The sequence below is a fragment of the uncultured Slackia sp. genome (assembly GCF_934630525.1).
Classification (GTDB): Bacteria; Actinomycetota; Coriobacteriia; order Coriobacteriales; family Eggerthellaceae; genus Slackia.
Genome location: NZ_CAKTVX010000005.1, coordinates 47540 through 71080 on the forward strand (window position 1 = coordinate 47540; position 23541 = coordinate 71080).

Here is a 23541-nt window from a genome sequence, read left to right on the forward strand (position 1 = left end):
CGTTTCGGCCTTGTAGCGAAAACATGGGGTTTCACGCGGTCGCGTTGCCGCGTTGCCGCGCGAAAGTCGCACCTCTCCTGGGTTTTGCGCTTTTGCTCGTTCCTTTCGCCCGAGCTTTCGGCTCGCTCACAGCGGCCTTGTGCCGTTTCCCTGCGAATCTGCGCCGAGTTCGTGGCGCGGGACTTTGCCTGCGCCGCCGTCGTTACAATGGGCTTCGTTGCGATAAGAGAAAGCCGCAGGAAGAAAGGGCCCGACGTGCTGACTGACATTGAAATTGCCCAAGCTGCAACCCCCGAGAAAATCACCGTGATCGCCGAACGTGCTGGCGTGCCCGAGAAGTATCTCGAGCAATACGGCAACTACAAGGCGAAGGTCGACTACAACCTGCTTACCGACGAGGCTCATACTCCCGGCAAGCTCGTGCTGGTTACGGCCATTAACCCCACGCCTGCGGGCGAAGGCAAAACGACCACCACGGTCGGCTTGGCCGACGCCATGCGTCGCATTGGCAAGAACACCCTGGTCGCGCTGCGCGAGCCGTCGCTCGGCCCCGTGTTCGGCATTAAGGGCGGCGCGGCTGGTGGCGGATACGCCCAGGTCGTTCCCATGGAAGACATCAATCTGCACTTCACGGGCGACTTCCACGCCATTGGTGCTGCGAACAACCTGCTTGCCGCTATGATCGACAACCACATTCACCAGGGCAACGCGCTCGGCTTCGATGTGCGCCGTATCACGTGGAAGCGCGTAGTCGACATGAACGATCGCCAGCTGCGCCACATCGTGTGCGGCATGGGCGGCAAGGCTTCGGGCGTGCCCCGCGAGGACGGTTTCGACATTACCGTCGCTTCCGAAATCATGGCGATTTTCTGCCTGGCTACGAGCATTTCCGACCTCAAAGAGCGTCTGGCCCGCATTGTTGTTGGCTACACGCGCGCCGATGAACCCATCACCGCTGGCCAGCTGAACGCCCAAGGCGCCATGTGCGCGCTCCTGAAAGACGCGTTGAAGCCGAACCTCGTGCAAACGCTCGAAGGCACGCCGGCATTCATCCATGGCGGCCCCTTCGCGAATATCGCCCATGGCTGCAACTCGATCATTGCTACGCGCATGGCCATGGCGCTGGGCGATTACACCATTACGGAAGCCGGTTTCGGCGCCGACCTTGGTGCCGAGAAATTCCTCGACATCAAGTGCCGCTTGGCGAACCTGAAGCCCGATGCTGTTGTGATTGTCGCGACCGTTCGCGCGCTCAAGAATCACGGCGGCGTGCCGAAGGCCGAGCTGAATGAAGAAAACCTTGAGGCGCTTGAGGCGGGCCTTCCGAACCTGCTGCAGCACGTGGAAAACATCACCACGGTGTACAAGCTTCCCTGCGTGGTCGCCATCAACGCGTTCCCGACCGACACGAAGGCCGAGCTCGATTTGGTCGAGGCCAAGTGCAAGGAACTCGGCGTGAACGTGGCTCTTTCCGAAGTGTGGGCCAAGGGCGGCGAAGGCGGCGAAGAGCTGGCTCGCGAGGTTGTGCGCCTGTGCGAAAACGGCGACGATGAAGGCCGCAGCGCCGAGACGTTCGAGTTCGCCTATGGCGACGAGGGCGGCATCGCCGAGAAGATCGAGGCCGTTGCGAAGAAGGTGTATCGTGCCGACGGCGTCGACTTCACGCCTGCCGCGAAGAAGCAAATCAAGCACCTGGAGTCCATGGGCTTTGGCGAGTTCCCGGTCTGCATGGCGAAGACCCAGTACAGCTTCAGCGACGACCAAACCCTGCTTGGCGCGCCGCGCGGCTTCCGCATCACGGTGCGCGAGGTGAAGGTGTCGGCTGGCGCCGGCTTCGTGGTGGCGCTCACGGGCAACATCATGACGATGCCCGGCTTGCCGAAGCATCCTGCGGCCGAGAATATCGACGTCGATGAAACCGGTAAAATTACGGGTCTGTTCTAACGAACAGGGCCTATGCCGGCGCGGCATTGGGCTTTGGTGGCATGCTTCGAGGCCAGGCTGCGGCTCGCGTACCGAAGTTGCGCGCCGCCTCGCTTTCGCCTGAATCGCGCTCGCCCAAACCCTGGCTTGCCGACATTTGTTCGACCTGGGTTTTTAATGGGTCAAAGGGACTGCGCCTTTGACCCATTCTTCTTTATTTGGAACTCGTTTGAGAATGGGCCGCGGGGCGGTCTTTTGGCTTATTGAGGATGCTTCTATGGTGAATACTGAATTTGTCGATGCGCTGGCTTCCGATGCTGCTGTGCCCGGCGGTGGCGGCGGCGCGGCGTATGCTGGCGCGCTCGCTGCGGCGCTCGGTGCCATGGTGGGAAACATTACGGCGGGAAAGTCGAAATTCGCCGACATCGCCGACGACATGCGCGCATCGGTTGCGGAGCTTGATGCGGCGAGAGTTCGCTTGTTCGAGCTCATCGACGAAGACGCCGAGGCGTTTTCCCAGCTCGCGGCCACATGGAAGCTTCCGCGTGCGACCGAGGAAGAAAAGGCCGCGCGCCATGCGGCCGAGCAGGCGGCGCTTGTGGGGGCGTGTGAGGTTCCGTTGCGCATCATGCGCGTGTGCGCGGCTGTAATCGAGTCCGACGAACTCCTCGCGAACAATGCGAGCAAGCTTGTGCTTTCCGATGTGGGCGCTTCGGCGATTTTGGCGAAAGGTGCCCTGCAGGCAGCGGCGCTTAATGTGCATATCAACACGAACCTCATGGACGATGCGGCCCAGGCTGCCGCGTTCAACGAGGAATGTGCGCAACTTTTAACGCAGCCGTGCGATGCGGCCCAGGCGATTTACGATAAAGTAGCTGCTGCTATTAAATAATCGCGGACAGCGTATGAACCCACAATGCCCGTCGCGGAAAAGTGACGGGCATTGTTTTTTGGCGAAGCTTGCCCCTGGAGAGCCTTGGGACGTTTTTTAGAGTCGCGCCAGGGAGGGTTCCGCGTTTCGTATGCCGCAAAAGAAGAAAGAACCGTCATGGCGAAATTGCTGCTTGGAAAGCCTGTTATTGACTCGCTGCGAGAGGAATTGAAGGGGCGCATTGCTGCGCTCGAAGAACGCGGCGTGAAGCCCGGTCTTGCGATTGTGCGCGTGGGTGCGCGCCCCGACGATTTGGCCTATGAGCGCACAGCGCTCAAGCGCGCCGCCGGCCTGGGCATTCGTGCTCGCACCATTACGCTTCCAGAAAACGCATCCCAAGAAGAGCTCATGGATGTAATCGCCTGGGTGAACTCCGATCCGTCGATTCACGGCTGCCTCATGTTCCGTCCTCTGCCGGCCCAGTTCGACGAGGAAGCCGTTTGCGATGCGCTCGATCCCGCGAAAGACGTGGACGGCATTGGCCGCGGCTCCATGGCTGCGGTGTTCACGGGCCGAGGTCCCGGATATGCTCCCTGCACGGCTGCCGCCTGCATTGAAATGCTCGATGCGTATGACATTCCCATCGCAGGCAAGCGCGTGGTTGTCGTGGGGCGCAGCTTGGTTGTTGGCAAGCCCGTGAGCGTGCTTCTGCTCGATCGCCACGCGACGGTAACCACGTGCCACTCGCGAACGAGCAATCTGCCCGCTATCGTGCGCAAAGGCGATGTCGTGATTCTTGCCACGGGCCGCGCAAAGGCGTACGGTCGCGATTTCTTCCATCCCGGCCAGACGGTGCTCGATGTGGGCATTAACGTTGACGAGGCGGGCAACCTGTGCGGCGATGCCGATTTCGACGCGATTGAGCCGATTGTCGACGCCATCACTCCCGTCCCGCGTGGCATTGGCGGCGTGACCACGAGCATGCTCATGAAACACGTGGTGGAGGCTGCCGAAAAAACCTGCTAAATGCTCGTAGCGTTTAGCATGTCTTGTCGGCGCGGTAAGCCGGCGGATGAGGCCGAGGGGCGTCCGCCGCAAATGCCCGCTCGGCTACCGCTCGCCTTTGGCTCGCTATGCGCCTCGCTGCGGTTTCCTGTTTTTAAGGGGTATGAGAAACCGAGCATTCGCCGCGGACGCCCCTCGGTCCCATCCGCGGCGATGCGGCACGCGTTGCGGCTGCTCTTCTTCCTTCTTTACACAAATTTTGCATGCGCCTAACGTCGAATGGGCCGCCCGTCCGTAAAGTTTCTTCTCGGTTTTAATTCGGGAAGAAAGGGCGCTCGTGGCCGAGGCTTCAAACGAAACGAAAATCGCGGTTTCAGACCTCGATTTGCACTATGGCGCGTTCCATGCGCTGCACGGTATAACGATGAATATGCCGCGCAATCAAATTACCGCGTTCATTGGCCCGTCGGGCTGCGGAAAGTCGACCTTCCTGCGCTGTCTCAATCGCATGAACGACACGATTGAAGGTTGCCGAGTCGAGGGCTCGGTTAAGCTCGACGGCCAAGAGCTCTACAGCAAAGAAACCGACGTCAACCTGCTCCGCAAGCGCGTTGGCATGGTATTCCAAAAGGCGAACCCGTTCCCTATGAGCGTATACGACAATGTGGCGTTCGGCCCGCGAACCCATGGCATCAAGGGGAAGGCCGAGCTCGACGAGATTGTTGAAACCGCGCTTCGCAAGGCGGCGATTTTCGACGAGGTGAAAGACCGTCTGAAGAAAAGCGCCCTCGCGCTTTCGGGCGGCCAGCAACAGCGTTTGTGCATTGCCCGCGCGCTCGCGGTTGAGCCTGAAGTGCTGCTTATGGACGAGGCGACGAGTGCGCTCGACCCCATTTCCACGGGGCGCATCGAAGAGCTCGCCATTGAGCTCAAGCGCGATTACACGGTGGTCATGGTGACCCACAACATGCAGCAGGCCGCGCGCGTGAGCGACAAATGCGCGTTCTTCCTGCTCGGCGACCTGGTTGAATTCGACGACACCAAAACCCTTTTCGATTGCCCCAACGACAAGCGCACGGAAGACTACATCACGGGAAGGTTCGGCTAAGCCATGGCACGCACGGTATTGGATTCTCAACTGCAATTGCTCGATGCCCAGCTGCTGGTTATGGCGTCGTCGACGGAAGACGCCCTGCGCACGAGTATCGCGGCGCTTGCCGCCCGCGACGCCGAAGCGGCGAATGCGGTGGTCGATGGCGATGACGACATCGACCACCAGGAACGCGAGGTCGAGGGCTTGTGCGTGAAGCTGCTGCTCACCCAGCAGCCCGTTGCGACCGATCTGCATCGCGTGTCGGCGGCGCTAAAAATCGCGGGCGATTTGGAGCGCATTGGCGACCAGGCGACCGACATCGCCGAAATTGCGCTCACCCTGCAAGGGGCGCTCGATGAGGAGCTCTCGGCGCATTTGCGCGAAATGGGCGATCGGGCCTGCATTATTCTGCATGATGCTACCGAGGCGTTCGTGGACCGCGACGCCGAACGCGCGCGTGCGACGATTGGGGAAGATGCGCAGATCGATGCGCTCTTCGAAAGTGTGAAGGCCGATGTGGTGCGTGGCATTCAGGGCGAAGGCGGGGTTGCGTCGAACCTCGTCGAGGCGCTTATGCTCGCAAAATACCTTGAACGCGTGGGCGACCACGCCCAAAACATCGCCGAATGGGTAGAATACGCACTGACTGGCCGTTATAAAGGAGAGGTTCTCGGATGATCTATTACCTCGAGGATGACGAACAAATTCGAAATCTGGCGCTTTATACGCTCGAGCAAACGGGCCATGCCACGCGTGGTTTTTCGCGCGCGTCGGAAATGGACATTGCGCTCGCGAGCGAGGTGCCCGATTTGTTCCTTCTCGACGTAATGCTTCCCGACGAAGACGGCATTTCGGTGCTCAAGCGCCTGCGCGCCGATGCACGCACTGCCAACGTGCCCATCATGATGCTCACCGCGAAGTCGACCGAATTCGATACGGTCTGCGGGCTCGATGCGGGCGCCGACGACTATTTGGCGAAGCCCTTCGGCATGATGGAGCTCATTTCGCGCGTGAACGCGTTGCTGCGCCGTCACGAGCGCGATGTTCAGGCCGGCCAGCGCGAACCGGGCTCAGCGACCGACGAAGACGCGCTCGAGGCGGGCCCCATCTGCTTGGATGTTGCTCGCTACCAGGTAACGGCGGCCGGCGCGGAGGTACAGCTCACGCATAAGGAATTCGAGATGCTGCGCTACCTTATGGAGAATCGCGGCATCGTGGTGTCGCGCGACTTGCTGCTCGACCGTGTGTGGGGTTACAGCATCGCGGGCGAAACCCGCACGGTTGACGCCCATGTGCAAACGCTGAGGAAGAAGCTTTCCGAGGCATGCCCCGAGGCGGCGTCGTATATCGAAACGGTGCGCGGCGTTGGCTACCGCCTGAAGGCGTAGGCCGCCTATGGTCGTAACCGCGGTTCCCGACGAGGAAAAAGCGTCCCCTGAAACCGAAAAGTCCGCGAGGCGAAAGCGTCCCTTCACGCACCACTCGCTTGCCCATAACGCGGCGGCGGCCATCATGGTCGCGACAACGGCGGTGGCGCTCGTGTGCGTCGTTGCTTTTGCCGCGGCGTCATACGCCACGCTCGACGCGCGCGCATCCGAGGGAATCACCGACGAATCCCATCGCTATGCTTCTTACATAGAGGCCGCCCAGCTCGATGGCGATGAATTGCTCGACTTTCTTGATGAGCAGTCGGAGCTTATGGGGAGCGACATGCGCGTCACGCTCATCGCGAGCGATGGCACGGTGCTTTTCGACAACGACGTGGCTGATGTGTCGACCCTCGAAAGCCATGCTGGTCGTCCTGAATTCGTTCAGGCGGAGCTCAATGGCGAAAGCAGCGCGGGCCGCTATTCAGAAACCCTGCAAGAGGTCACGCTTTATCATTCCGTTCGCCTCCACAATGACGATGTGCTGCGTTTCGCCACCACGCAATCGAGTGTGTGGGGCATGATGCTGCATATGCTGGGGCCTTGCGCCGTGGTTGTGGCGCTCGCGCTTATCGCGGCGGCCGTAGGGTCGCGCTTTCTGGCGCAGGTCATTTCGACCGATCTTATGCGAATCGATTTGGATCGACCCCTTGAATCGGATGCGCCGATCGAGCTTGCCCCTTTGCTCACGCGGCTCGATGCGCAGCATAAGCGCCTCGAGGCCCAGGCGAGTGAGCGCCGTCAATATACGGCGAACGTGTCGCATGAGCTCAAGACGCCGCTTACGGTTATTTCGGGTTATGCGGAAATCATCGCCGCCGGCATCGCGAAAGACGAAGACGTAAGGTCGTTCGCGCACACCATCCACAGCGAATCGCAGCGCATGCGCAGCATGGTCGACGACATTATTTCGCTCTCGAAGCTCGACGACATGGGAAAAGGCGGCGCATCGGGCGATGATTTGGGCGTCGATATGAACCAGAGCGTTTCGCTCGAATCGCTTGCGAATGATGCGTGCGAGCGCTTGCGTCCTTATGCGGAAGACCATGCGGTGTCTCTCACGTGCGAGATTGAGCGCAGCGGCAACGAGCCCGTGGTTGTGCGCGGAAACACGCAGATTTTGAACGAGATGGTGCGCAACCTGGTCGAAAACGCGATTCGCTACAACGTTGAAGGCGGACGCGCGCAGGTTGCGGTTATCGGAGCGGCCGAAGGATCGGCCATCGTGCGCATGAGCGATACGGGTATCGGCATTCCGCCGGAGCTTCGCGAGCGCGTGTTCGAGCGCTTCTATCGCGTCGACGAAAGCCGCTCGAAAGAAACGGGTGGCAGCGGATTGGGCCTCGCCATCGTCAAACACGCCGCGCAGGTGCATGGCGCGAAAATCACCGTGATGGGCAATGATCCCCAAGGCACGATAATCGAAGTGCACTTTCCGGCGAAATAAGCCGTCAGTCCTGAAAACCTGTTAGATGCTCGCAGCGTTTAACGGGTTTTTTGTTTGCCCATGGATATGAAACGCCGGGCTGAGTGAGCGTGCTAAACGCTGCGAGCATACAACTGGTGCGAGCATTTAACAGGTTCGAGCGTTTAGCGGGCTGGGAATGCTTTACCCGTCTTTGACGTTGCCCTGACGTGAGCATGACGCGTGCCCTTCAAGATGAGAACCCATGGAAGGGAACCATCATCCGAAAGGAACGCACATCATGCAAAACTACTCCATGAGCCGCCGCCGCTTCCTCACCGTCGCGGGCAGCACCGTTATTCTTGCCGGTCTGGGCGGCTTGGTTGGATGCTCGAGCAACTCCAATTCCGGCTCGGGCGATAATGCCGCTGCATCGACCGAGACCAAGGCGCTCGCGGGCTCCATTACCGCGGTTGGCTCCACTGCGCTTCAGCCGCTCGTTGAGGCTGCGGCCGAAAAGTTCCAGGCTGAAAACTCTGGCGTCACCATCACCGTGCAAGGCGGCGGCTCTGGCCAGGGCATTACGCAGATCGTGCAGGGCGCGGTGCAGATCGGCAACTCCGACGTGTTCGCCGAAGAAAAGCTCGACAACAAGTCCGATGCCGAAAAACTCACCGATAACAAGGTGTGCGTTGTGGGCATGGGCCCTGTGGTGAACAGCGAAGTCTCCATCGACGATATCAAGATGGACGACCTGAAGAAAATCTTTACGGGCGAAATCACCAACTGGAAAGAGGTTGGCGGCCAGGACCTCGAGATCACGGTTATCAACCGCGCATCCGGTTCCGGCACGCGCGCGGTGTTCGAGAAGGCTGTGCTCAACGGCACCAAGGTGCCTGACAGCTTCAAGCCCCAGGAGCAGGATTCCTCGGGCACGGCGGCCAAGATGGTCAAAGACACCCCGGGCGCGATTTCCTACCTGGCGTTCTCTTACTACGACAGCAGCATCAAGGCGCTTTCCGTTGACGGCGTGAAGCCCGAAACCTCTACGGTCGAGACCAACGACTGGAAGATCTGGGCTTACGAGCACATGTACACCGCCAAGGATGCCGACGAGGCCACCCAGGCGTTCATCGACTTCATGATGAGCGACGAGGTCCAGGGCAGCCTGGTTTCCGAGAACGGCTACATCTCGGTTTCCGGCATGAAGGTTTCCCGCGACGCCGACGGCAATGTGACCAAGCTTTAATTCGCGAAAATTCAGCCCGGCTGCACGTGGCGCGGTCGGGCTTTTTGCGCGTTCGGCGCAAGCTTGAAGGGCGCGATGCCGAAGCGGCGGCTACTCGCTTCGGCTCGGGCCCGCGTATGTTTGAAAGGCGGGTTTAAAGCAGTGGCATCTCTGTCGAAAAAGAGACTCGACAATGTGGGCCGCGCGCTTTCGGGCGCATGCGTGACGCTCATCGTGTTGCTTGTGGCAACGCTCGTGTTTATGGTTGCCCAGCATGGTTTGGCCACATTTTTCGTCGATGGCGTTTCGCCGGCGGCGTTTTTCACGGGAACCACGTGGAACCCGCATCAGGCCGATGCGTCGGGTGCGCCTACAGTGGGCGCGCTGCCCATGATCGTCGGATCGTTCTCGGTTACGCTGCTTTCCACGCTGCTTGCCTTGCCGTTCGCTCTGGGGTCGGCCATTTTTGTGGTTGAGATTTCGCCGAAGTTCGGCCGAACGGTGTTCCAGCCGGTCGTCGAGTTGCTCGTCGGCATTCCGTCGGTCGTATATGGCCTTATTGGCCTCACGATTGTCGTCGCATGGTGCCGTGGTTGGTCAAATACCACAGGGTTTGGCATCTTCTCGGGATCGATCGTGCTCGCCGTGATGATCCTTCCCACAATTACGTCGCTTTCCATCGATGCGCTCACGGCCGTGCCGAAGGCATATCGCGAAGGCGCCTATGGCGTGGGCGCGAGTCGATGGCAGACCATTTGGCATGTGGTGCTGCGTGCGGCCATGCCCTCGCTGTGCACGGCAGTGGTGCTGGGCATGACCCGCGCGTTCGGCGAGGCGCTTGCCGTTCAGATGGTTATCGGCAACGCGGCGCAAGTGCCCGACGGCCTATTCACCCCTGCGTCAACCCTTACGAGCGTGCTGACCATGGGCATTGGTAATGAGATGATGGGCACGGTGTATTCCGATGTGCTGTGGTCGCTTGCCTTGCTGCTTTTGGCGATGTCGTTCGTGTTCATTTCCATCATTCATTTCATCGAGCGCAAGGGAGGCCTGAACGCCAATGGTCGCTAGTGTTGTCGAAATGGCCGCCGAGGAGGGTGCCACAGGAACGTGCGCGCCCCAAGGTGCGCCGAAGCGAGTGCAAAGCGAGAAGGCGGAAGGCGCCCTTGCTCGCCGTATTGCCCTGCAGGACAAATTCGCCACCGGGGTGCTGTTTGCCATCGTGGCTGCGATTTGCGTGCTGCTGTTTTCTCTTATCGCATACATTTTGGTGAGCGGCGCGGGCAAGCTGTTCGACGTGAGCTTCCTCACGGGCAAGCCCGAGCAGTTCAAGGAAGGCGGCGGCATTGGCCCCGAGCTGTTCAACTCGTTCTATTTATTGGTGCTCACGCTGCTCATTTCGGTGCCTATCGCGCTTGGCGGCGCGATTTACCTTACCGAGTATGCCCCGAAGAACCGTCTGACGCATTTCGTGAAAACTGCTATCGAGGCGCTCTCGTCGTTGCCTTCCATTGTGGTTGGCCTGTTCGGATTCCTGTTCTTCGTGCTGCAAATGGGCTGGGGTTTCAGCATTCTGTCGGGCGCTTTGGCGCTCACGATGTTCAACCTGCCCATTTTGGTGCGCGTTATTCAGCAGGCGCTCGAGGCAATTCCCAACGACCAGCGCGAAGGCGGCTTGGCGCTCGGCGCGAGCCGTTGGGAGACCACCATTCACGTGCTGCTTCCCGCGGCGTTGCCTGCTATTATCACGGGCATCATTTTGTCGGCGGGGCGTGTGTTCGGCGAGGCTGCGGCGCTCATTTACACGGCGGGCCAGTCGGCGCCGATGCTCGATTTCACGAGCCTCGATTTCTCGAGCGCGTCGTGCCCGTGGAACGTGTTCCGCCCGGCAGAAACGCTCGCGGTTCATATTTGGAAGATCAACAGCGAAGGCGTGGTGCCCGACCTTGACGCGGTTTCGAGCGGTGCTGCCGCGGTGCTCATGGTGTGCATCCTGGCATTCAACCTGCTTGCCCGATTTTTCGGTCGCTTGGCCAGCAAGAACACGCGCTAGATTGCGAAAAAACGCACGAAGTGCGTACCCTATTCGGACATGGTGGTATGCAGCAAAAAAGCGTAACCTTTTGACCAGGCGTTTTGCAGCGGGCGCAAGAGATTGCGACATGCATGGGAGAAAAGGCTACGCACATCGTGCATTTTCTTGCGATCGCATTGGCATTGGGGCGTGAAAAGCGGCCGCCCGGGGTGTTGCGCTGATTTTTGGCTCCCGCGATTCATTTCTCCCTCTTTCTCGGTTAGCTGCTAAACTACCTACTTATAACTGCATGAGCTGGTGGCGTGCTGGCTGCCGCAAGAGAAAGGGTAGGGCGTGAAGCTTCTCGAAGATCGCATTCAACGTGACGGCGTGGTGAAGGCCGAGGGCGTTTTGAAGGTTGACGGTTTTTTGAACCATCGCATCGATATCGAGCTGCTTGATGCGATGGGTGCGGAATTCAAGCGCCTGTTCGCCGATGCCCCTGTCAATAAAATCCTTACCATCGAGGCTTCTGGTATCGGAATTGCCTGCATGGCTGCCCGTCATTTCGACAATGCCCCTGTGGTATTTGCGAAAAAGGCCCAGTCTATTAACCTTGATGGCGAAATGTATCGCACGCGCATCCAGAGCTTTACGCATGGCAAGGTGTTCGACGTTATCGTGTCCAAAAAGTTCATTGGTCCTGAAGACCATGTGCTTATCATCGATGACTTTTTGGCGAACGGCTGCGCGCTCAATGGCCTGCTCGAGATCGTCGAAGCGGCTGGCGCTACGGTTGAAGGCATCGGCATTGCGGTTGAGAAGGGTTTCCAGCCCGGCGGCGCGAGCTTGCGTGAGCGCGGCTACCACCTGGAGTCGCTCGCCATTGTCGACGCAATGGACCCCACCACGGGCCAGATCACGTTCCGCCAAGCTGGCGAGCCTGCGCCGAGCCACGAGCTGACCGTGGAAACCTGCGAAGCATAAATAATTTTGAAGAGATGGGCTCGCTGCCGCATGCGGCAGCGAGCCTTTTTTATTTGTCAGAAAACCGAACGCGAATAAAGGACGCCCCATGTCGAAAGTAGAAACCGCAGCTCAAGGTTTCAATCACACCGATCTGTACCGTCTCGATGGCAAAATCCCTTGGTTGCGCGCAATTCCTTATGGCGTGCAGCATATCTTGGCGATGTTCGTTGCCAACCTCGCGCCGATTCTTATTGTCGCGGGCGCTGCCGGTCTTGATTCCGCGACAACGGGCTCGCTCGTGCAAAGCGCCATGCTCATTGCAGGCATTGGCACGCTCGTGCAGCTGTTCCCCCTCGCGGGCCGTATTGGCTCGGGGTTGCCTATTGTTATGGGCATCAGCTTTACATTCGTCACGGTGCTGTGCGGCGTTGCGGCGACGTATGGCTTCAATGCGGCAATTGGCGCCATTATGGTGGGCGGCCTGATTGAGGGCGTGCTGGGCCTGTTCGCGAAGTATTGGCGCTGGCTCATTTCCCCCATCGTGGCGGCTGTGGTGGTAACGTCCATTGGTTTTTCGCTGCTTTCGGTTGGTGCCGCATCGTTTGGCGGCGGCTCGGGCTCGCCCGATTTCGGCTCGCCGCAAAATATCGCGCTCGGCAGCATCGCGCTTATCTCGTGCCTGGTGTTCCAGATTATGGCGAAGGGTAAAACCAAACAGCTTTCGGTTTTGTTTGGCCTGGTCATTGGCTATGTTGCGGCACTCTTCATGGGTATGGTCGATTTTTCGGGGTTCGCTTCCGCAAAGCCCGTTTCTATTCCCGAATTCATGCCTTTTGCCCCCGAGTTCCACCCCTCGGCCATTCTGGCGGTTACGCTCATCTTCTTGGTTTCCGCGACCGAAACCATCGGCGACACCTCAGCGCTTGCCATGGTCGGCCTGGGGCGCGACGTGCGCGAGAAGGAGCTTTCGGGCTCTATTGCGTGCGACGGCTTCGTAAGCTCGGTCTCCGCATGTTTTGGCTGCTTGCCTATCACGAGCTTCTCGCAAAACGTGGGCTTGGTCGCCATGACGAAGGTCGTGAATCGCCGCGCAATCGCCACGGGCGCCATCATTATGATTCTTGCGGCGTTTCTGCCGGTTATCAGCGTGGTGTTTTCCTCGTTGCCCGATGCTGTGCTTGGCGGCTGCACCATTATGATGTTCGGCAATATCATCGTGAGCGGTTTCCAGATGATCGCTCGCGCCGGTTTTACGCAACGCAACATTCTTATTGCGGCGCTGTCGCTTTCCATTGGCATTGGCTTCACTCAGGTGTCCGAGATTTTCGTTCTGCTGCCTGAAATGCTGCAGAACGTATTTGCCGATAACTGCGTGGCTGTGGTGTTCTTGGTGGCGGTTATCGCGAACCTCGTGTTGCCGAAAAACATTTCCGTCGATGGAGCCGAGGCCGAAGGTGCGGCCGAGCATTATAGGGAGGCTCAAGAGGAAAACGACGCACGCGCGGAATTCGATGCTGTGCGACTGGAAGAGACCAGGGCTGTCGCAGCGAAGTCATGACGGAATGCGTGAAGGCGAGGGAAAGCGATTCCCAAGCTGGATTCATTTAATCAAAACCGTGGCTTATGACCCATAGGCTAAAACCGCTGATGAAGAAAGAGGGAGGCGTGCTTGTGCAGCGCCTCCCTCTTCTTTTGATATTGCCGGGATGCTTGTTCTATGGGCCGGATGCTTTTTATTGCAACGTGCCCAGCGCATCTTTGCCAACGATGACGAAAATATCGAATTCATCCATCGATTCGCCCGCGGTGGCTTCGTCGAAAGTCTGCACGCTGCCAAGCCCCAGTGCGGAAACGACCTTTTCCGCTTCAGCTTTAACATCGGCGGCATCGTCGCCCGTGCCCTTTACGTATACGACGGTCGTGGGGGCGAGGCCTCCTGCGATCGCGTATGAATCGAGCGCGTAGGTGTGATTGTCTTCGGTGAGGCCCGCGGCTACGAGTTTCGCCTGAGCGGCGCCCGCAAGACCGTCTGCGCCGCCTCCGTTGCGAATGGCGATGGCGTAGGCGCCTTGATGTTTGGCGGCTTTCGCGGAATCGTCCTGCTTGGCTTTCTCGTCGGCGGTCTTGTCGACGTTGCCCTCTTCCGTCGAGGTCGGGGTGGCTTCTTTGCTCGTTTCGGTTGAAGCCGCGTTGGCGCTTTGCGTTTCGGTTTGGGCGGGCGGCGTGGCCTTCTCGGGCTCATGGCCGCATGAGCTCAAAAGGGAAGCGCCGCAGGCGAGAAGGAGAATCGCAAGGGCGAAACCCGTTGCGCGTGCGGCGGGGATGCGTGCTTGGTTGTGGGTGAATCCGTTGTTCACGGAGCCTCCTAAAATGCAAGAGGGGGTACAAAGTGCATCTATTGTAGCGCAGTCGTGCGACGTGTGTGGGCCTTGGCGGGTGAGGGGCGGCGTGAAAATCGCGACAAAAAACCGCCCCGGCGCCAGCAGGGGACGTCGGGGCGGAGTTGCGCGTGGCAAGGGGCTCTTGGTGGAGCCTCGCGCCTTGCGTGGGCTTTATTTGGCCAAGGACTCGAGGTCGATTTCCATCAGGCGCTTAATCGCCAGGATGTAGGTGCGCATGGCGCGGCGCAGCGTTTCCTCGGAAATGCCCTCATCGGCGCCGTGCATGGGACCGACCCACTCGGGGTATTCGTCGTGCGGGTCTTCGGGGCCGAAGCTCGCAGCGCACGGGAATTCGCGCGCGTAGGTACCGCCGCCGATGGTGAACGGGTCGCCATCGAGGCCGGTGGCGTCGTGGTACGAGGAAGCGAGCATTTGGATTGCGGGGCTCTGCGGGTCGACGAGGAACGGGACCAGGGTCAGCGTGTTTTCGCAGGTCGCATGGTAATCGGCAGCGACGGCGGCAATCTTCGCCTGCAGCTCGTCGTTCGTGATGGACGTGGGGTAGCGAATGTCGATGGTGAGCTCCAGGTGGGCATCGACCATGTGGATGGTGCCCGCGATACAGGTCAGCGGATCGAAGTAAGCGTCGGCCGTGTCGATTCCGATGGAGCTGCCGTCGGTGGAGTCCATGATCTTCACGGCGAGGCGCAGGAATTCGGCCTCGTCCTCGCTACAGAGGTCGTGCTCAAGCGCATAGCGCGCGAGCATGCCAATGGCGTTGATCGTGCCCTCGGGCAGCGATGCGTGGCCGCCCTTGCCCGTGGCGACGATCTTCGCGCAGCCGTCGCCGGCGTCGGTTACTTCGAAGCCGGCAGGCGCGGGCAGCTCAGCAGCGTTTGCCTTCACGACGAGGGTTGCCTGGCTGGGGACGGCATTGGTGGCCGCGTCGCCCGTGGTGAAGTCGACGATATTGCCGCCTTCGAACTTCTTCGACGTGATCAGGCCGTCGAAACCGCCCTTTTCGCCGTAGCATACCGAGAATTCGGCGTCGGACGTGAACAGGAACGCGGGAGCTTTGTGGTGGGCGAGGTAATAGCCCACGTCTTTCATGGTTCCGGTTTCCTCATTGGTGCCTACAAGCATGCGAATGGTGTAGGGGAGTTTCTTGCCTTCGGCTTCGCAGCGCTCGGCGAAGAACTTCATGGCGTACAGCGAAACGACAAGCGGGCCTTTGTCGTCGAGCACGCCGCGGCCGATAAGGAAGCCGTCGCGGCGCTGCATGGTCCACGGGTCGCTCGTCCAGCCGACGCCCGGCACCACAACGTCGGCGTGGCAAATCATGCCGAGCTGGGTTTCGCTTTCGCCCTCGAGGTCGGCCCAACCAATTTCGCCCGCCTCATCGGTAGTCGGAAAGCCCAGGCGAGAAGCCAAGTCGAGCGCCGCCGTCATGCCGGCGTGCGCGTCGGGGCCGCTGGGGTGCTCGGGCGTGGCGGCGTCGAAGTCGACGACGCTTGGAACGGCGACGAGATTGCCGATTTCTTCGACGATCTCTTCCCAATGGGCGTCGATCCAGCTGTCGGCTTCGGCAAGGAATGCCGCGTCTTTCATTTCTGCCATAATCCCCTCATCCTCTCTCTTGTTCGGGGTGGATGGCTTCATTTTACCGCTTGGCGATGCCCACGCTTGGGTTATGCGGCAATTTGGGCAAGCTGTTCGAAATAAAGAGGTGCTATCTGCTATTTCGCGGCTTGTCGCCGTGCTTGGCGCCGTTCGCGTGCCAATAGGGGATACTCTCGTTTTTTTAATTGACGATGGGGGAGGGGTCTCCTATTATACGGTTCATCAATTTGCGAGAGTCATCGTTGGCGTGTGTTGCAAGATTCGTCGTCGACGCATATGAGGGAGAAGTCGCGTTTGCCTTAGATACGGCGGAAGGCGCAACTTCGGTGAAGGAGGCGGTTCCATGGCGGGCCATGGCCGTACGAGCTGGGACGACGTTGCTGTAGTTACGGTATCCATCCTGCGTCTTGTCGCGCGTTACGAAAAGCAAAACGGCGAGCCGGCTTCGCTTTCGCGCAGGGAGCTGGCGAAGGTTGTTGGTGTGAGCGAGTATCGCGTTCATGCGGCGATTGGCCGACTTGTCAAGTCGGGGCTCGTAAGCAGTGAGGCGCGTTATCGGGACGATGGCGGCCGCCTTGCCAACGCCCTTTCTGTTACGCCGGCGGGGAAGGCGTTTTTGGTTGGTATCGAATAGAACACGCGCAATTTAAATTAGCCAAATGGGGCAGCGTTCGAAAAATACGCTGCCCCATTTTTAGCTGTCTTTCGTAGGGTATTTCATAAGCTCGTCAATCGTGACGAACTTCCAGCCGTCTTGCGCGAGTTTCGGCAGGGCGATGCGCAGGCCCTCGATGGTGTTCTCGCGATTTCCGCCGCCATCATGCATGAGCACGATGTCGCCGGGCGTGACCCTCATAAGCTCTGCTGCGATGCGGCTCGCCTCTGGTCGCTTCCAGTCGGTGGTGTCGACGTCCCAACCAATGTCGGCAACCACGAGGTCTTCCACGTTGCTCCAAACTTCGGTGGGGAAGTTGCCTCCGGGCGCGCGCATCACGAAACTTGGCTTTTGTCCGGTGGCGTCTTCGATTGCCTGAAAGCCCTTCGTGATTTCTTCGCGCTGCTGTTCGGCGCTCATATAAGAAAGGTTCACGCTTTGGCCGTCGCCCGCCGCATGATCCCATGTGTGGGTGGCGACTTGGTGCCCCTCGGCGACCTCGCGTTTCACGGTGTCGACCCCATTGCCCGAAATTCGATTGCCAACGGTGAAGAACGTGGCTTTCGCGCCATTGTCGCGCAGCACGTCGAGCAGCTCGTTGGTATCGTCCCATGGGCCGTCGTCGAAGGTGAGCGCCACGACTTTTTCGCCTTGCGTGTCGGGGTAGCAGCGCTTCATAACGGTATCGACGGGGTCGCTTGTTACCTCGACGACCTGCTGTTTTCCAGAAACCTGGCCGGTTTTGATCGTGCCTGAGCCATCTTGCCCTTTTTGGGCGACGATATGCAGCGGTCCATGTCCAACGTCTTGGACGCCGTGGGCGATAGGCTGGTTTTCGGCCGTGTTGGATGGCTCTTCGACATCGACGCCGTTTGCGAAATCAATGCTCGTGTGGCCATCGAGCGGCGTGTCGGCTGCGGTGGCGGGGTCGAGTTCCTGCCCGTCGAGCGTTGCCGTATACGCCGTGCCGCTGCCCTCTTGCAGCAGCTCGCCGTCAATATCGAGCATATTGCCCGCCGTTGCGGGTGAGCCTGCCGCCTCGAATGCATCGTTTACGGTTGCGGCGCGGGGCAGCTGCAGCTCTTGGCCGTTTACCATGACGTCGATGGGCTTGGTGTTTTGCCAGTGCACGACGCCGAACAGGGCGAGCGCGAGCACAACGCATACGCCCGCAATGGCGAATGCGGTTTTTGGGGGCTTCGACATTGACGCTCGGGAAACGGGCGCTTGGTTACGGGACGGGCGCGGCTCAGCGGGCACGTGAGCGCGGGACGGGCGCGGCTCGCCGGACGCCTGGACGCGCTGAGCGCGGGAGTCGGCGGGCTTTCTATTTGTCGGCATGTGCGGCTCGGTGGGCACGTGGGCACGCGGCGCACGTGAGTCGGTGAGCACGTGGGTGTGCGTCGCGCGCAAATCGGTGGGAATTTGGGTGCGCGGCGCGCGCGGCTCGGTCGAACGGCTGGGCGCTTCGACCGGGTATGCGCGCTCATCGGCGCGACGCGCGGGAATGCGCTGCCCCTCTTGCGCCGAAAGCGGCTTTTTGGCCGGGCGAGGGCGAGCATGCGTACGCGTGCGCAGTGCGTCGTGATTTTCGGGAAAGTCGTTATCGTGCGACACTCTCGCTCCTCGGTTGGTCAATAAAGAAACAGTCTGGTTTCAGGTTTGCTTGAACTCTAGTGTAGCGCGCCGCGCGCTGATAATGCTACGAGTCGACAATTAACGCTATGAGCCGACAATCTCGAGGGTTTCGGGCGAAACGGGCTCCGGGGAATTTCGGACGGTTTGTTTCGCTGTCACCTTGTGTTAAGGTATGGGGCTCTTGCGTGGTGTCTTTACAATTTTCCCCGCTTCAAGAGATAATGGCCCCATGAATAATAAAAACAAACACAAATATGGCGTCAGCAAAATGGGCTACAACCTTCCGGCTGGCGGCCAAAACCAAGTTGGATATAATAGCTATTCGCGTGATTCCTACGCGATTCCCAAGAAGCGGCGAAAGTGGCCGTTCGTTGTGCTCGCTGTTGTGCTGGTACTTCTTCTTGCGGCTGGCGGCGTGGCGTTTGCGGGCGTCGTGTACATGAATTCCCTGAATGACAAGCTGCAAAACAATATCGACGACGAGTTGAAAGCTACGCTTTCGTCCGAAGCGGTTCAGCCAGGCGACCCGTTTTACTGTCTCATCATGGGCACCGACTCTTCTGAAGAGCGCAGGGAATCGGGGGCTTACGGCGATACCTTCCGAAGCGATTCGATGATTCTTGCGCGAATCGATCCTCAACAGAAAACGGTTGCGCTTGTCTCGATCGAGCGCGACACGTATGTGAACATCGAAGGCTACGGACCGAATAAGCTCAACGCTTCCGCCGCGTTTGGCGGTGCTCCTCTTGTTGTGAGCACGGTATCGACGTTTGCCGGCGTGCCTATTTCCCACTATGCATCTATCGATTTCGATGGCTTCAAGGACGTTGTTGATGCCCTTGGCGGCATTGAAGTCGACGTTCCTATGGAAATCGACGACGCCGATGCCGGCGGTCACGTGGACGCTGGCCTTCAAACGCTCAATGGCGAGCAGGCGTTGATTCTTTGCCGAGCGCGCAACGCGTATGAAGAAGCCGGCTACAGCGGTGGCGACTTTTATCGTGCCGCGAACCAAAGAATGGTAATTGGCGCGATTGCCAAGAAGCTCATGGAGAGCGATCCTGCGACGATGGCTACGTCGATTGCGACGCTGTGCGATTACGTTACGACCGATATGAGCGTTACCGATATCGTGTCTGTTGCGAACAGCATGCGTGGCATCGATACTGAGAATAATATCTGGTCCGCGATGAATCCGACCATTTCCGCCTACGAAAACGGAATGTATATCGAATACAGCGACAACGAGGCGTGGCGAAAGATGATGACCCGCGTCGATGATGGCCTGCCTCCATATGAAGACGAAAAGCGCAATGTCAACGATGGCGGAACGCTTGATGGAACGGTAAGGGACAATAGCTAAAATCGTTCAATAAGGGAGGCTGCATGGTGTCTCGTCGACGAGATTCTTTAGACAATCGTTCGGGGAGCGAAAATGCTCGCTTCTCAAGCACTCCGCGCGTTCAGGGGTCGGGCCAAGAAGATGGCGCTTCTACGGTTCGTTCTTATTCCAGAAGGGCATACGGGTCTGGCGACTCTTCTCGCACTTCGGTTCCCTATTCTCGAGAGAGCGCGGGTTCGGAATACTCCCGAATGCGCTCGCGCAAAAAGCGGAAGAAGGTCATTGTCGGGGTTATTGCTGCAGTGGTGGCTCTTGCGGTCGTTGGCGTTGGCGCGGCTTTCGCGTATATGGGCGTTCTGAATGGCAAGCTGTCGAAGGGTATCGATGAAGATACGCAACTTGCCCTGACCGATAAATCGCTCGCCGAGCCATTCTATATGCTCCTTATGGGTACCGATAAATCCCAAGAGCGCGATGCAAGTGGCGAATATGGGGACAGTTATCGAAGCGACTCGACGATGCTGGCGCGCATTGACCCTGTTCAGAAGAAAGTGACGCTTGTTTCGATTGAGCGCGACACGCTTGTGAACATTGAAGGGTATGGCGTTGGAAAAATCAATTCGGCCTATACCTATGGCGGTCCGGCTCTTATGGTGAAAACCGTCTCACAATTTGCCGGCGTGCCTATTTCCCATTATGCCGAAATCAACTTCGATGGCTTCAAATCTGTGGTCGATGCGCTTGGCGGGGTCGATGTGAACGTTCCCATCACCATCGACGATGCCGATGCGGGCGGCCATGTTGATGCGGGTGAACAAACGATCAATGGCGATCAGGCGCTTATTTTGTGCCGCTCGCGCAATGCGTATGAAGCGGCCGGCTACGGTGGCGGCGACTACTACCGCGCGGCGAACCAGCGCATGGTGCTTGGCGCGATTGCGAAAAAACTGCTGGCCAGCGATCCGGCAACCATGGCGAATACGGTTACGGCGTTGTGCGACTATGTCACCACCGATATGTCGGTGACCGACATCGCCGCTGTTGCCAATTCGATGCGAGGCATGGACCCGTCTACCGATATCTATTCGACCATGAACCCGACCACTTCATCGTATGAAGACGGCGGTTGGTACGAATACAGCAATAACGAGGCTTGGGCAGCCATGATGAAGCGCATTGATCAGGGCCTTTCTCCTACGCCCGACGAGTCCGCTTCGATGAATAACGGCGGCGTGACCGACGGCAGCATCGGCGGAGAAGCGGTGGCTCAAGCCGTTTTGAACGGCGAGGAATCGAGCCTTTCCGACTACGGCCACGGTGAACAGGTCGAAGTTCAAAACGGAAGCGGCGTGTCGGGCGTTGCCGCCACGGCTGCAAGCACGCTTACGAATAAGGGCTACGACGTGACGAATACGCTCGATGCCGATTCGTACAACTACAGCAAGACGCTCGTCATTTACGACAAAGGAACCGACGAAAGCGTCGCGAAGAGCATCGCCAAGCTGCTTGGCTGTGGCACTCCTACGGTAAACGATGGCAGCTACACCTACGAGGGCTCCTATTTGATCATCGTGGGCAAAGACTACAAGGGCTAAGCCTTTCCCTGTGGCTGCTCTGTGCGCGGTGGGGCGCCGCGGTTGCTGAAACGGCCGCATTGTCTCTTTGCGGGTCATTTGCGCGGGGGCGTCACGGTTCCCAGCGTAACCGAGACGCTTTCTTTCGGCGACATTTCTAAAAGAACGAAAAAACGCGGCCGGGGCATGGTGCCTCGGCCGCGTTGCATATGCGGAGGTTTTCCGCGTGCGGCGTTTTGCCGCTATCCCAGATTGTCCCAGCGCTCATCGAATTCAACGCGCTCGTCCCAAGCGGCAACCCAGGTTCGAACAGTTTCGACGAACGCCTTCGCTGCCATGGATGCGCGATCCCATGAACGCATGGCGATTCCGAGTTCGCGGTGGGTGGGAATCTCCAGCTCGATGCGCGCAAGCTGGAAGGGCGCCTTGCGCAAAATGAGTTTTGGGAAAAGGCTGTAGCCGAGACCTTTATTCACCATGCCCATAACGGCGAAGTCGTTATCCATGACGAAACGCGTGCGCGGCACAACTTCATGTCGGTCGAATACGGCGTCGAATTCGGTGTAGCCTGGGTTTCGAATCTTGATGTACGGCTCGCTTGCAAGCGCCTCGCGGGGGAAGAAGTCTTCTTGGGCGAGGGGGTGGTGCGGAGCCAGCGCGACATAAATCGGGTCTTGGACCAGGGGTATGACGAAAAACTTTTCCTGAGGCGGCAAAACGATGAACCCGCAGTCGAGCTCTCCGTGCAGTACGCCTTCCTCGATCGTTCTTTGGTCTTCGAAACATGCGAATTCGAGTTCGACTTTTGGGTGGGCGTTCGTGAATTCATCCACGATGCCCGGCAGCCAGCGAATGGCGGTCGATGCGAACGCGGCGACGCGCACCGTGCCGCTTTCCAAATGCCTCACTTCGCCCAAACGCGCTTGAAGCGCTCGCTCGCTCGTGCACACGTCTTGAATCCAAGGTAAAAGGTTGCGGCCGTCCTCGGTAAGGCGAACGCCCGAATGGTCGCGCGTGAAAAGCGCCGTGCCCATTTCGGATTCGAGCGAGCTCATCATGTAGCTGATGCCCGCTTGGGTGTAGCCAAGCTGCTCGGCGGTGCTTTTGAAGCTTCCCGTCTCGGCCGCCAACACAAAGGCTTCATACTTCGACGTCATGAAAACCTGCCGTTTCTCCTGCGATTCCCTTCTTTACGTGTGAAATCAACGGGGTATAAGAAACTCTTTACCTATTACAAAATACTCTAGTTTTACTTTATTTCAACAACCTCGTAGTATACGCATCATCGGGAAGTCGAAATAGGCAATGGCGACCGCCGAAACGATGATGAAGCTCCCGTAAACACCCAAAACAAGCAAGTGGTTTCAAGGCTCTTCGATAAGGCCTTGGAGCTTCTTGCGCTTATTGAAGAAAGAGGACGGCTCAAAGTGACACAGGGTAAGAACATGGTATTTGCGGCATTCGTTGTGCTGCAGGCGATTTTCTACGGCGCAGACAACGTCGTTATGAAGGTTGCTTATGGCGAGATTTCTCCGCTGTGGTGCCAGACCCTTCGTTTTGGCCTTGCCTTCGCTTTGTTTATGGTTCTGTTTGGCAAACAGATTGTCAAAGGCCTGCGCGGCTCCCGCGTGAGCGCGTGGCTCCCTGTCGGCATCGTGTACGCGGTCGCGTTTGTCGCGAGCTCGCTGGCCGTCGATATGACGAGCGCCACCAACGCGGGCTTCTTCATTTCGCTGCCGATGCTGTTTACTCCGGTGATTGCGCTCGCGCTTATGCGCCGCACGTATCGCCTGAGCACGCTGGTTCTGCAAATCGCGGTACTCGCCGGTCTCTACCTTCTGTGCTGCAACGGCGGAGCGCTGTCATTCGGCATGGGTGAGTTCGTGGGCTTGGGCTCTTCCGCGTTGTTCGCGCTGGGCATCGTGCTTTCCGAGCGCGGCCTTTCCGAAATCGGCCCTGCCGCCATGTCGGCCGTGCAGACCGGCGGAGCTTTCTTGTTCTCTCTGGGCGGCGCGGTTGCGACCGAGCCCGCGCCTGTTTTCGGCGCCGTTTCGGTGGGCACGTGGGCTGCGGTGGCCTTCCTTGCCATCGCCGGCACGTGCTTGGCGTTCTGGCTGCAGAATAAGGCGCTCGCGCACATTCCCGCCGCGACCGTTTCTGTCATTCTGTGCTCCGAACCCGTTGTCACGGCAATCATTTCCTTCTTCGCGCTCGGCGAGGTGCTCTCGATGATGGGCGTTCTGGGCGCCGCGATTATCGTGGGCTGCACCGTTGCCGCCACGCTGCTCGATTCTCGCGCCGAAAAAGACCAGGTCGAAGAGCTTCCCGCATTCGACCCCGCCTTCGAGGTTGCGCAGGCTCGTACGAGCATGAATCACTCGCTGTAAGCATTCGCG

The 23541-nt window shown here is 59.0% G+C and carries 20 protein-coding genes; 16 read left to right on the forward strand and 4 right to left on the reverse strand.

The window, feature by feature from the left end; translation table 11 throughout:
- Positions 1 to 255: 255 nt before the first annotated feature.
- The 12 genes from Q0D41_RS05575 (at position 256) to Q0D41_RS05630 (ending at position 13493) form a co-directional block, all read left to right on the forward strand.
- On the forward strand, positions 256 to 1944 hold the full coding sequence (locus Q0D41_RS05575) for a formate--tetrahydrofolate ligase (protein ID WP_294376437.1): 1689 nt from the start codon (positions 256 to 258) through the stop codon (positions 1942 to 1944).
- Between the two features lie 256 nt (positions 1945 to 2200).
- On the forward strand, positions 2201 to 2815 hold the full coding sequence (locus Q0D41_RS05580) for a cyclodeaminase/cyclohydrolase family protein (protein ID WP_294376440.1): 615 nt from the start codon (positions 2201 to 2203) through the stop codon (positions 2813 to 2815).
- A 156-nt stretch (positions 2816 to 2971) separates the two neighbouring features.
- On the forward strand, positions 2972 to 3820 hold the full coding sequence (locus Q0D41_RS05585; RefSeq protein WP_294376442.1) for a bifunctional 5,10-methylenetetrahydrofolate dehydrogenase/5,10-methenyltetrahydrofolate cyclohydrolase: 849 nt from the start codon (positions 2972 to 2974) through the stop codon (positions 3818 to 3820).
- A 316-nt stretch (positions 3821 to 4136) separates the two neighbouring features.
- Positions 4137 to 4907, forward strand: a complete 771-nt coding sequence (pstB, locus tag Q0D41_RS05590; protein WP_294376445.1) for a phosphate ABC transporter ATP-binding protein PstB — start codon at positions 4137 to 4139, stop codon at positions 4905 to 4907.
- A gap of 3 nt (positions 4908 to 4910) precedes the next feature.
- A complete protein-coding gene (gene phoU, locus Q0D41_RS05595) occupies positions 4911 to 5570 on the forward strand; it encodes a phosphate signaling complex protein PhoU (RefSeq protein ID WP_294376448.1) in 660 nt (219 codons plus the stop codon).
- Positions 5567 to 6280: a response regulator transcription factor gene (locus Q0D41_RS05600; protein ID WP_294376451.1), complete on the forward strand. Its 714-nt coding sequence runs from the start codon at positions 5567 to 5569 to the stop codon at positions 6278 to 6280. The genes phoU and Q0D41_RS05600 overlap by 4 nt, the downstream gene beginning before the upstream one ends.
- 7 nt (positions 6281 to 6287) lie before the next feature.
- Positions 6288 to 7766, forward strand: coding sequence for a cell wall metabolism sensor histidine kinase WalK (locus tag Q0D41_RS05605; RefSeq protein WP_294376454.1), 1479 nt, complete (start codon positions 6288 to 6290; stop codon positions 7764 to 7766).
- A gap of 259 nt (positions 7767 to 8025) precedes the next feature.
- Positions 8026 to 8973, forward strand: coding sequence for a phosphate ABC transporter substrate-binding protein PstS family protein (locus tag Q0D41_RS05610; RefSeq protein ID WP_294376456.1), 948 nt, complete (start codon positions 8026 to 8028; stop codon positions 8971 to 8973).
- A 141-nt stretch (positions 8974 to 9114) separates the two neighbouring features.
- Positions 9115 to 10023 (forward strand): phosphate ABC transporter permease subunit PstC, encoded by a 909-nt coding sequence (pstC, locus tag Q0D41_RS05615; protein ID WP_294376459.1) that lies wholly within the window; start codon positions 9115 to 9117, stop codon positions 10021 to 10023.
- Positions 10013 to 11005: a phosphate ABC transporter permease PstA gene (gene pstA, locus Q0D41_RS05620; protein WP_294376461.1), complete on the forward strand. Its 993-nt coding sequence runs from the start codon at positions 10013 to 10015 to the stop codon at positions 11003 to 11005. The genes pstC and pstA overlap by 11 nt, the downstream gene beginning before the upstream one ends.
- A gap of 315 nt (positions 11006 to 11320) precedes the next feature.
- Complete coding sequence (locus Q0D41_RS05625; RefSeq protein ID WP_294376464.1) at positions 11321 to 11953, forward strand: xanthine phosphoribosyltransferase; 633 nt, start codon at positions 11321 to 11323, stop codon at positions 11951 to 11953.
- 88 nt (positions 11954 to 12041) lie between these two features.
- The gene (locus tag Q0D41_RS05630; RefSeq protein WP_294376467.1) at positions 12042 to 13493 is read left to right on the forward strand and encodes a uracil-xanthine permease family protein; all 1452 of its coding nucleotides are present in this window, start codon (positions 12042 to 12044) and stop codon (positions 13491 to 13493) included.
- Positions 13494 to 13668: 175 nt separating this feature from the next.
- Here Q0D41_RS05630 and Q0D41_RS05635 read toward each other — a convergent pair whose 3' ends face one another.
- Complete coding sequence (locus Q0D41_RS05635) at positions 13669 to 14292, reverse strand: LytR C-terminal domain-containing protein (protein WP_294376469.1); 624 nt, start codon at positions 14290 to 14292, stop codon at positions 13669 to 13671.
- 195 nt (positions 14293 to 14487) lie between these two features.
- Positions 14488 to 15933 carry a Sapep family Mn(2+)-dependent dipeptidase gene (locus tag Q0D41_RS05640; protein WP_367113812.1) on the reverse strand — a complete coding sequence of 482 codons (1446 nt, stop codon included), beginning with the start codon at positions 15931 to 15933 and terminating at the stop codon, positions 14488 to 14490.
- A 346-nt stretch (positions 15934 to 16279) separates the two neighbouring features.
- Here Q0D41_RS05640 and Q0D41_RS05645 point away from each other — a divergent pair, with 346 nt between their 5' ends.
- Positions 16280 to 16570, forward strand: a complete 291-nt coding sequence (locus Q0D41_RS05645; RefSeq protein ID WP_294376473.1) for a winged helix-turn-helix domain-containing protein — start codon at positions 16280 to 16282, stop codon at positions 16568 to 16570.
- A gap of 60 nt (positions 16571 to 16630) precedes the next feature.
- Here Q0D41_RS05645 and Q0D41_RS05650 read toward each other — a convergent pair whose 3' ends face one another.
- A complete protein-coding gene (locus Q0D41_RS05650; protein ID WP_294376476.1) occupies positions 16631 to 18208 on the reverse strand; it encodes a polysaccharide deacetylase family protein in 1578 nt (525 codons plus the stop codon).
- Positions 18209 to 18458: 250 nt separating this feature from the next.
- On the opposite strand from Q0D41_RS05650, the gene Q0D41_RS05655 reads away from it, so the two are divergent.
- Together Q0D41_RS05655 and Q0D41_RS05660 are read left to right on the forward strand one after the other, a co-directional pair.
- Positions 18459 to 19592 (forward strand): LCP family protein, encoded by a 1134-nt coding sequence (locus Q0D41_RS05655; protein WP_294376480.1) that lies wholly within the window; start codon positions 18459 to 18461, stop codon positions 19590 to 19592.
- A 230-nt stretch (positions 19593 to 19822) separates the two neighbouring features.
- Positions 19823 to 21166, forward strand: a complete 1344-nt coding sequence (locus tag Q0D41_RS05660) for an LCP family protein (RefSeq protein ID WP_294376482.1) — start codon at positions 19823 to 19825, stop codon at positions 21164 to 21166.
- A 221-nt stretch (positions 21167 to 21387) separates the two neighbouring features.
- Here the strand turns inward: Q0D41_RS05660 and Q0D41_RS05665 are convergent, their stop codons facing one another.
- Positions 21388 to 22302 (reverse strand): LysR family transcriptional regulator, encoded by a 915-nt coding sequence (locus Q0D41_RS05665; protein WP_294376484.1) that lies wholly within the window; start codon positions 22300 to 22302, stop codon positions 21388 to 21390.
- A 270-nt stretch (positions 22303 to 22572) separates the two neighbouring features.
- Between Q0D41_RS05665 and Q0D41_RS05670 the strand changes: the two genes are divergently transcribed.
- A complete protein-coding gene (locus Q0D41_RS05670) occupies positions 22573 to 23532 on the forward strand; it encodes a DMT family transporter (protein ID WP_294376486.1) in 960 nt (319 codons plus the stop codon).
- The last annotated feature ends 9 nt before the right edge of the window (positions 23533 to 23541 follow it).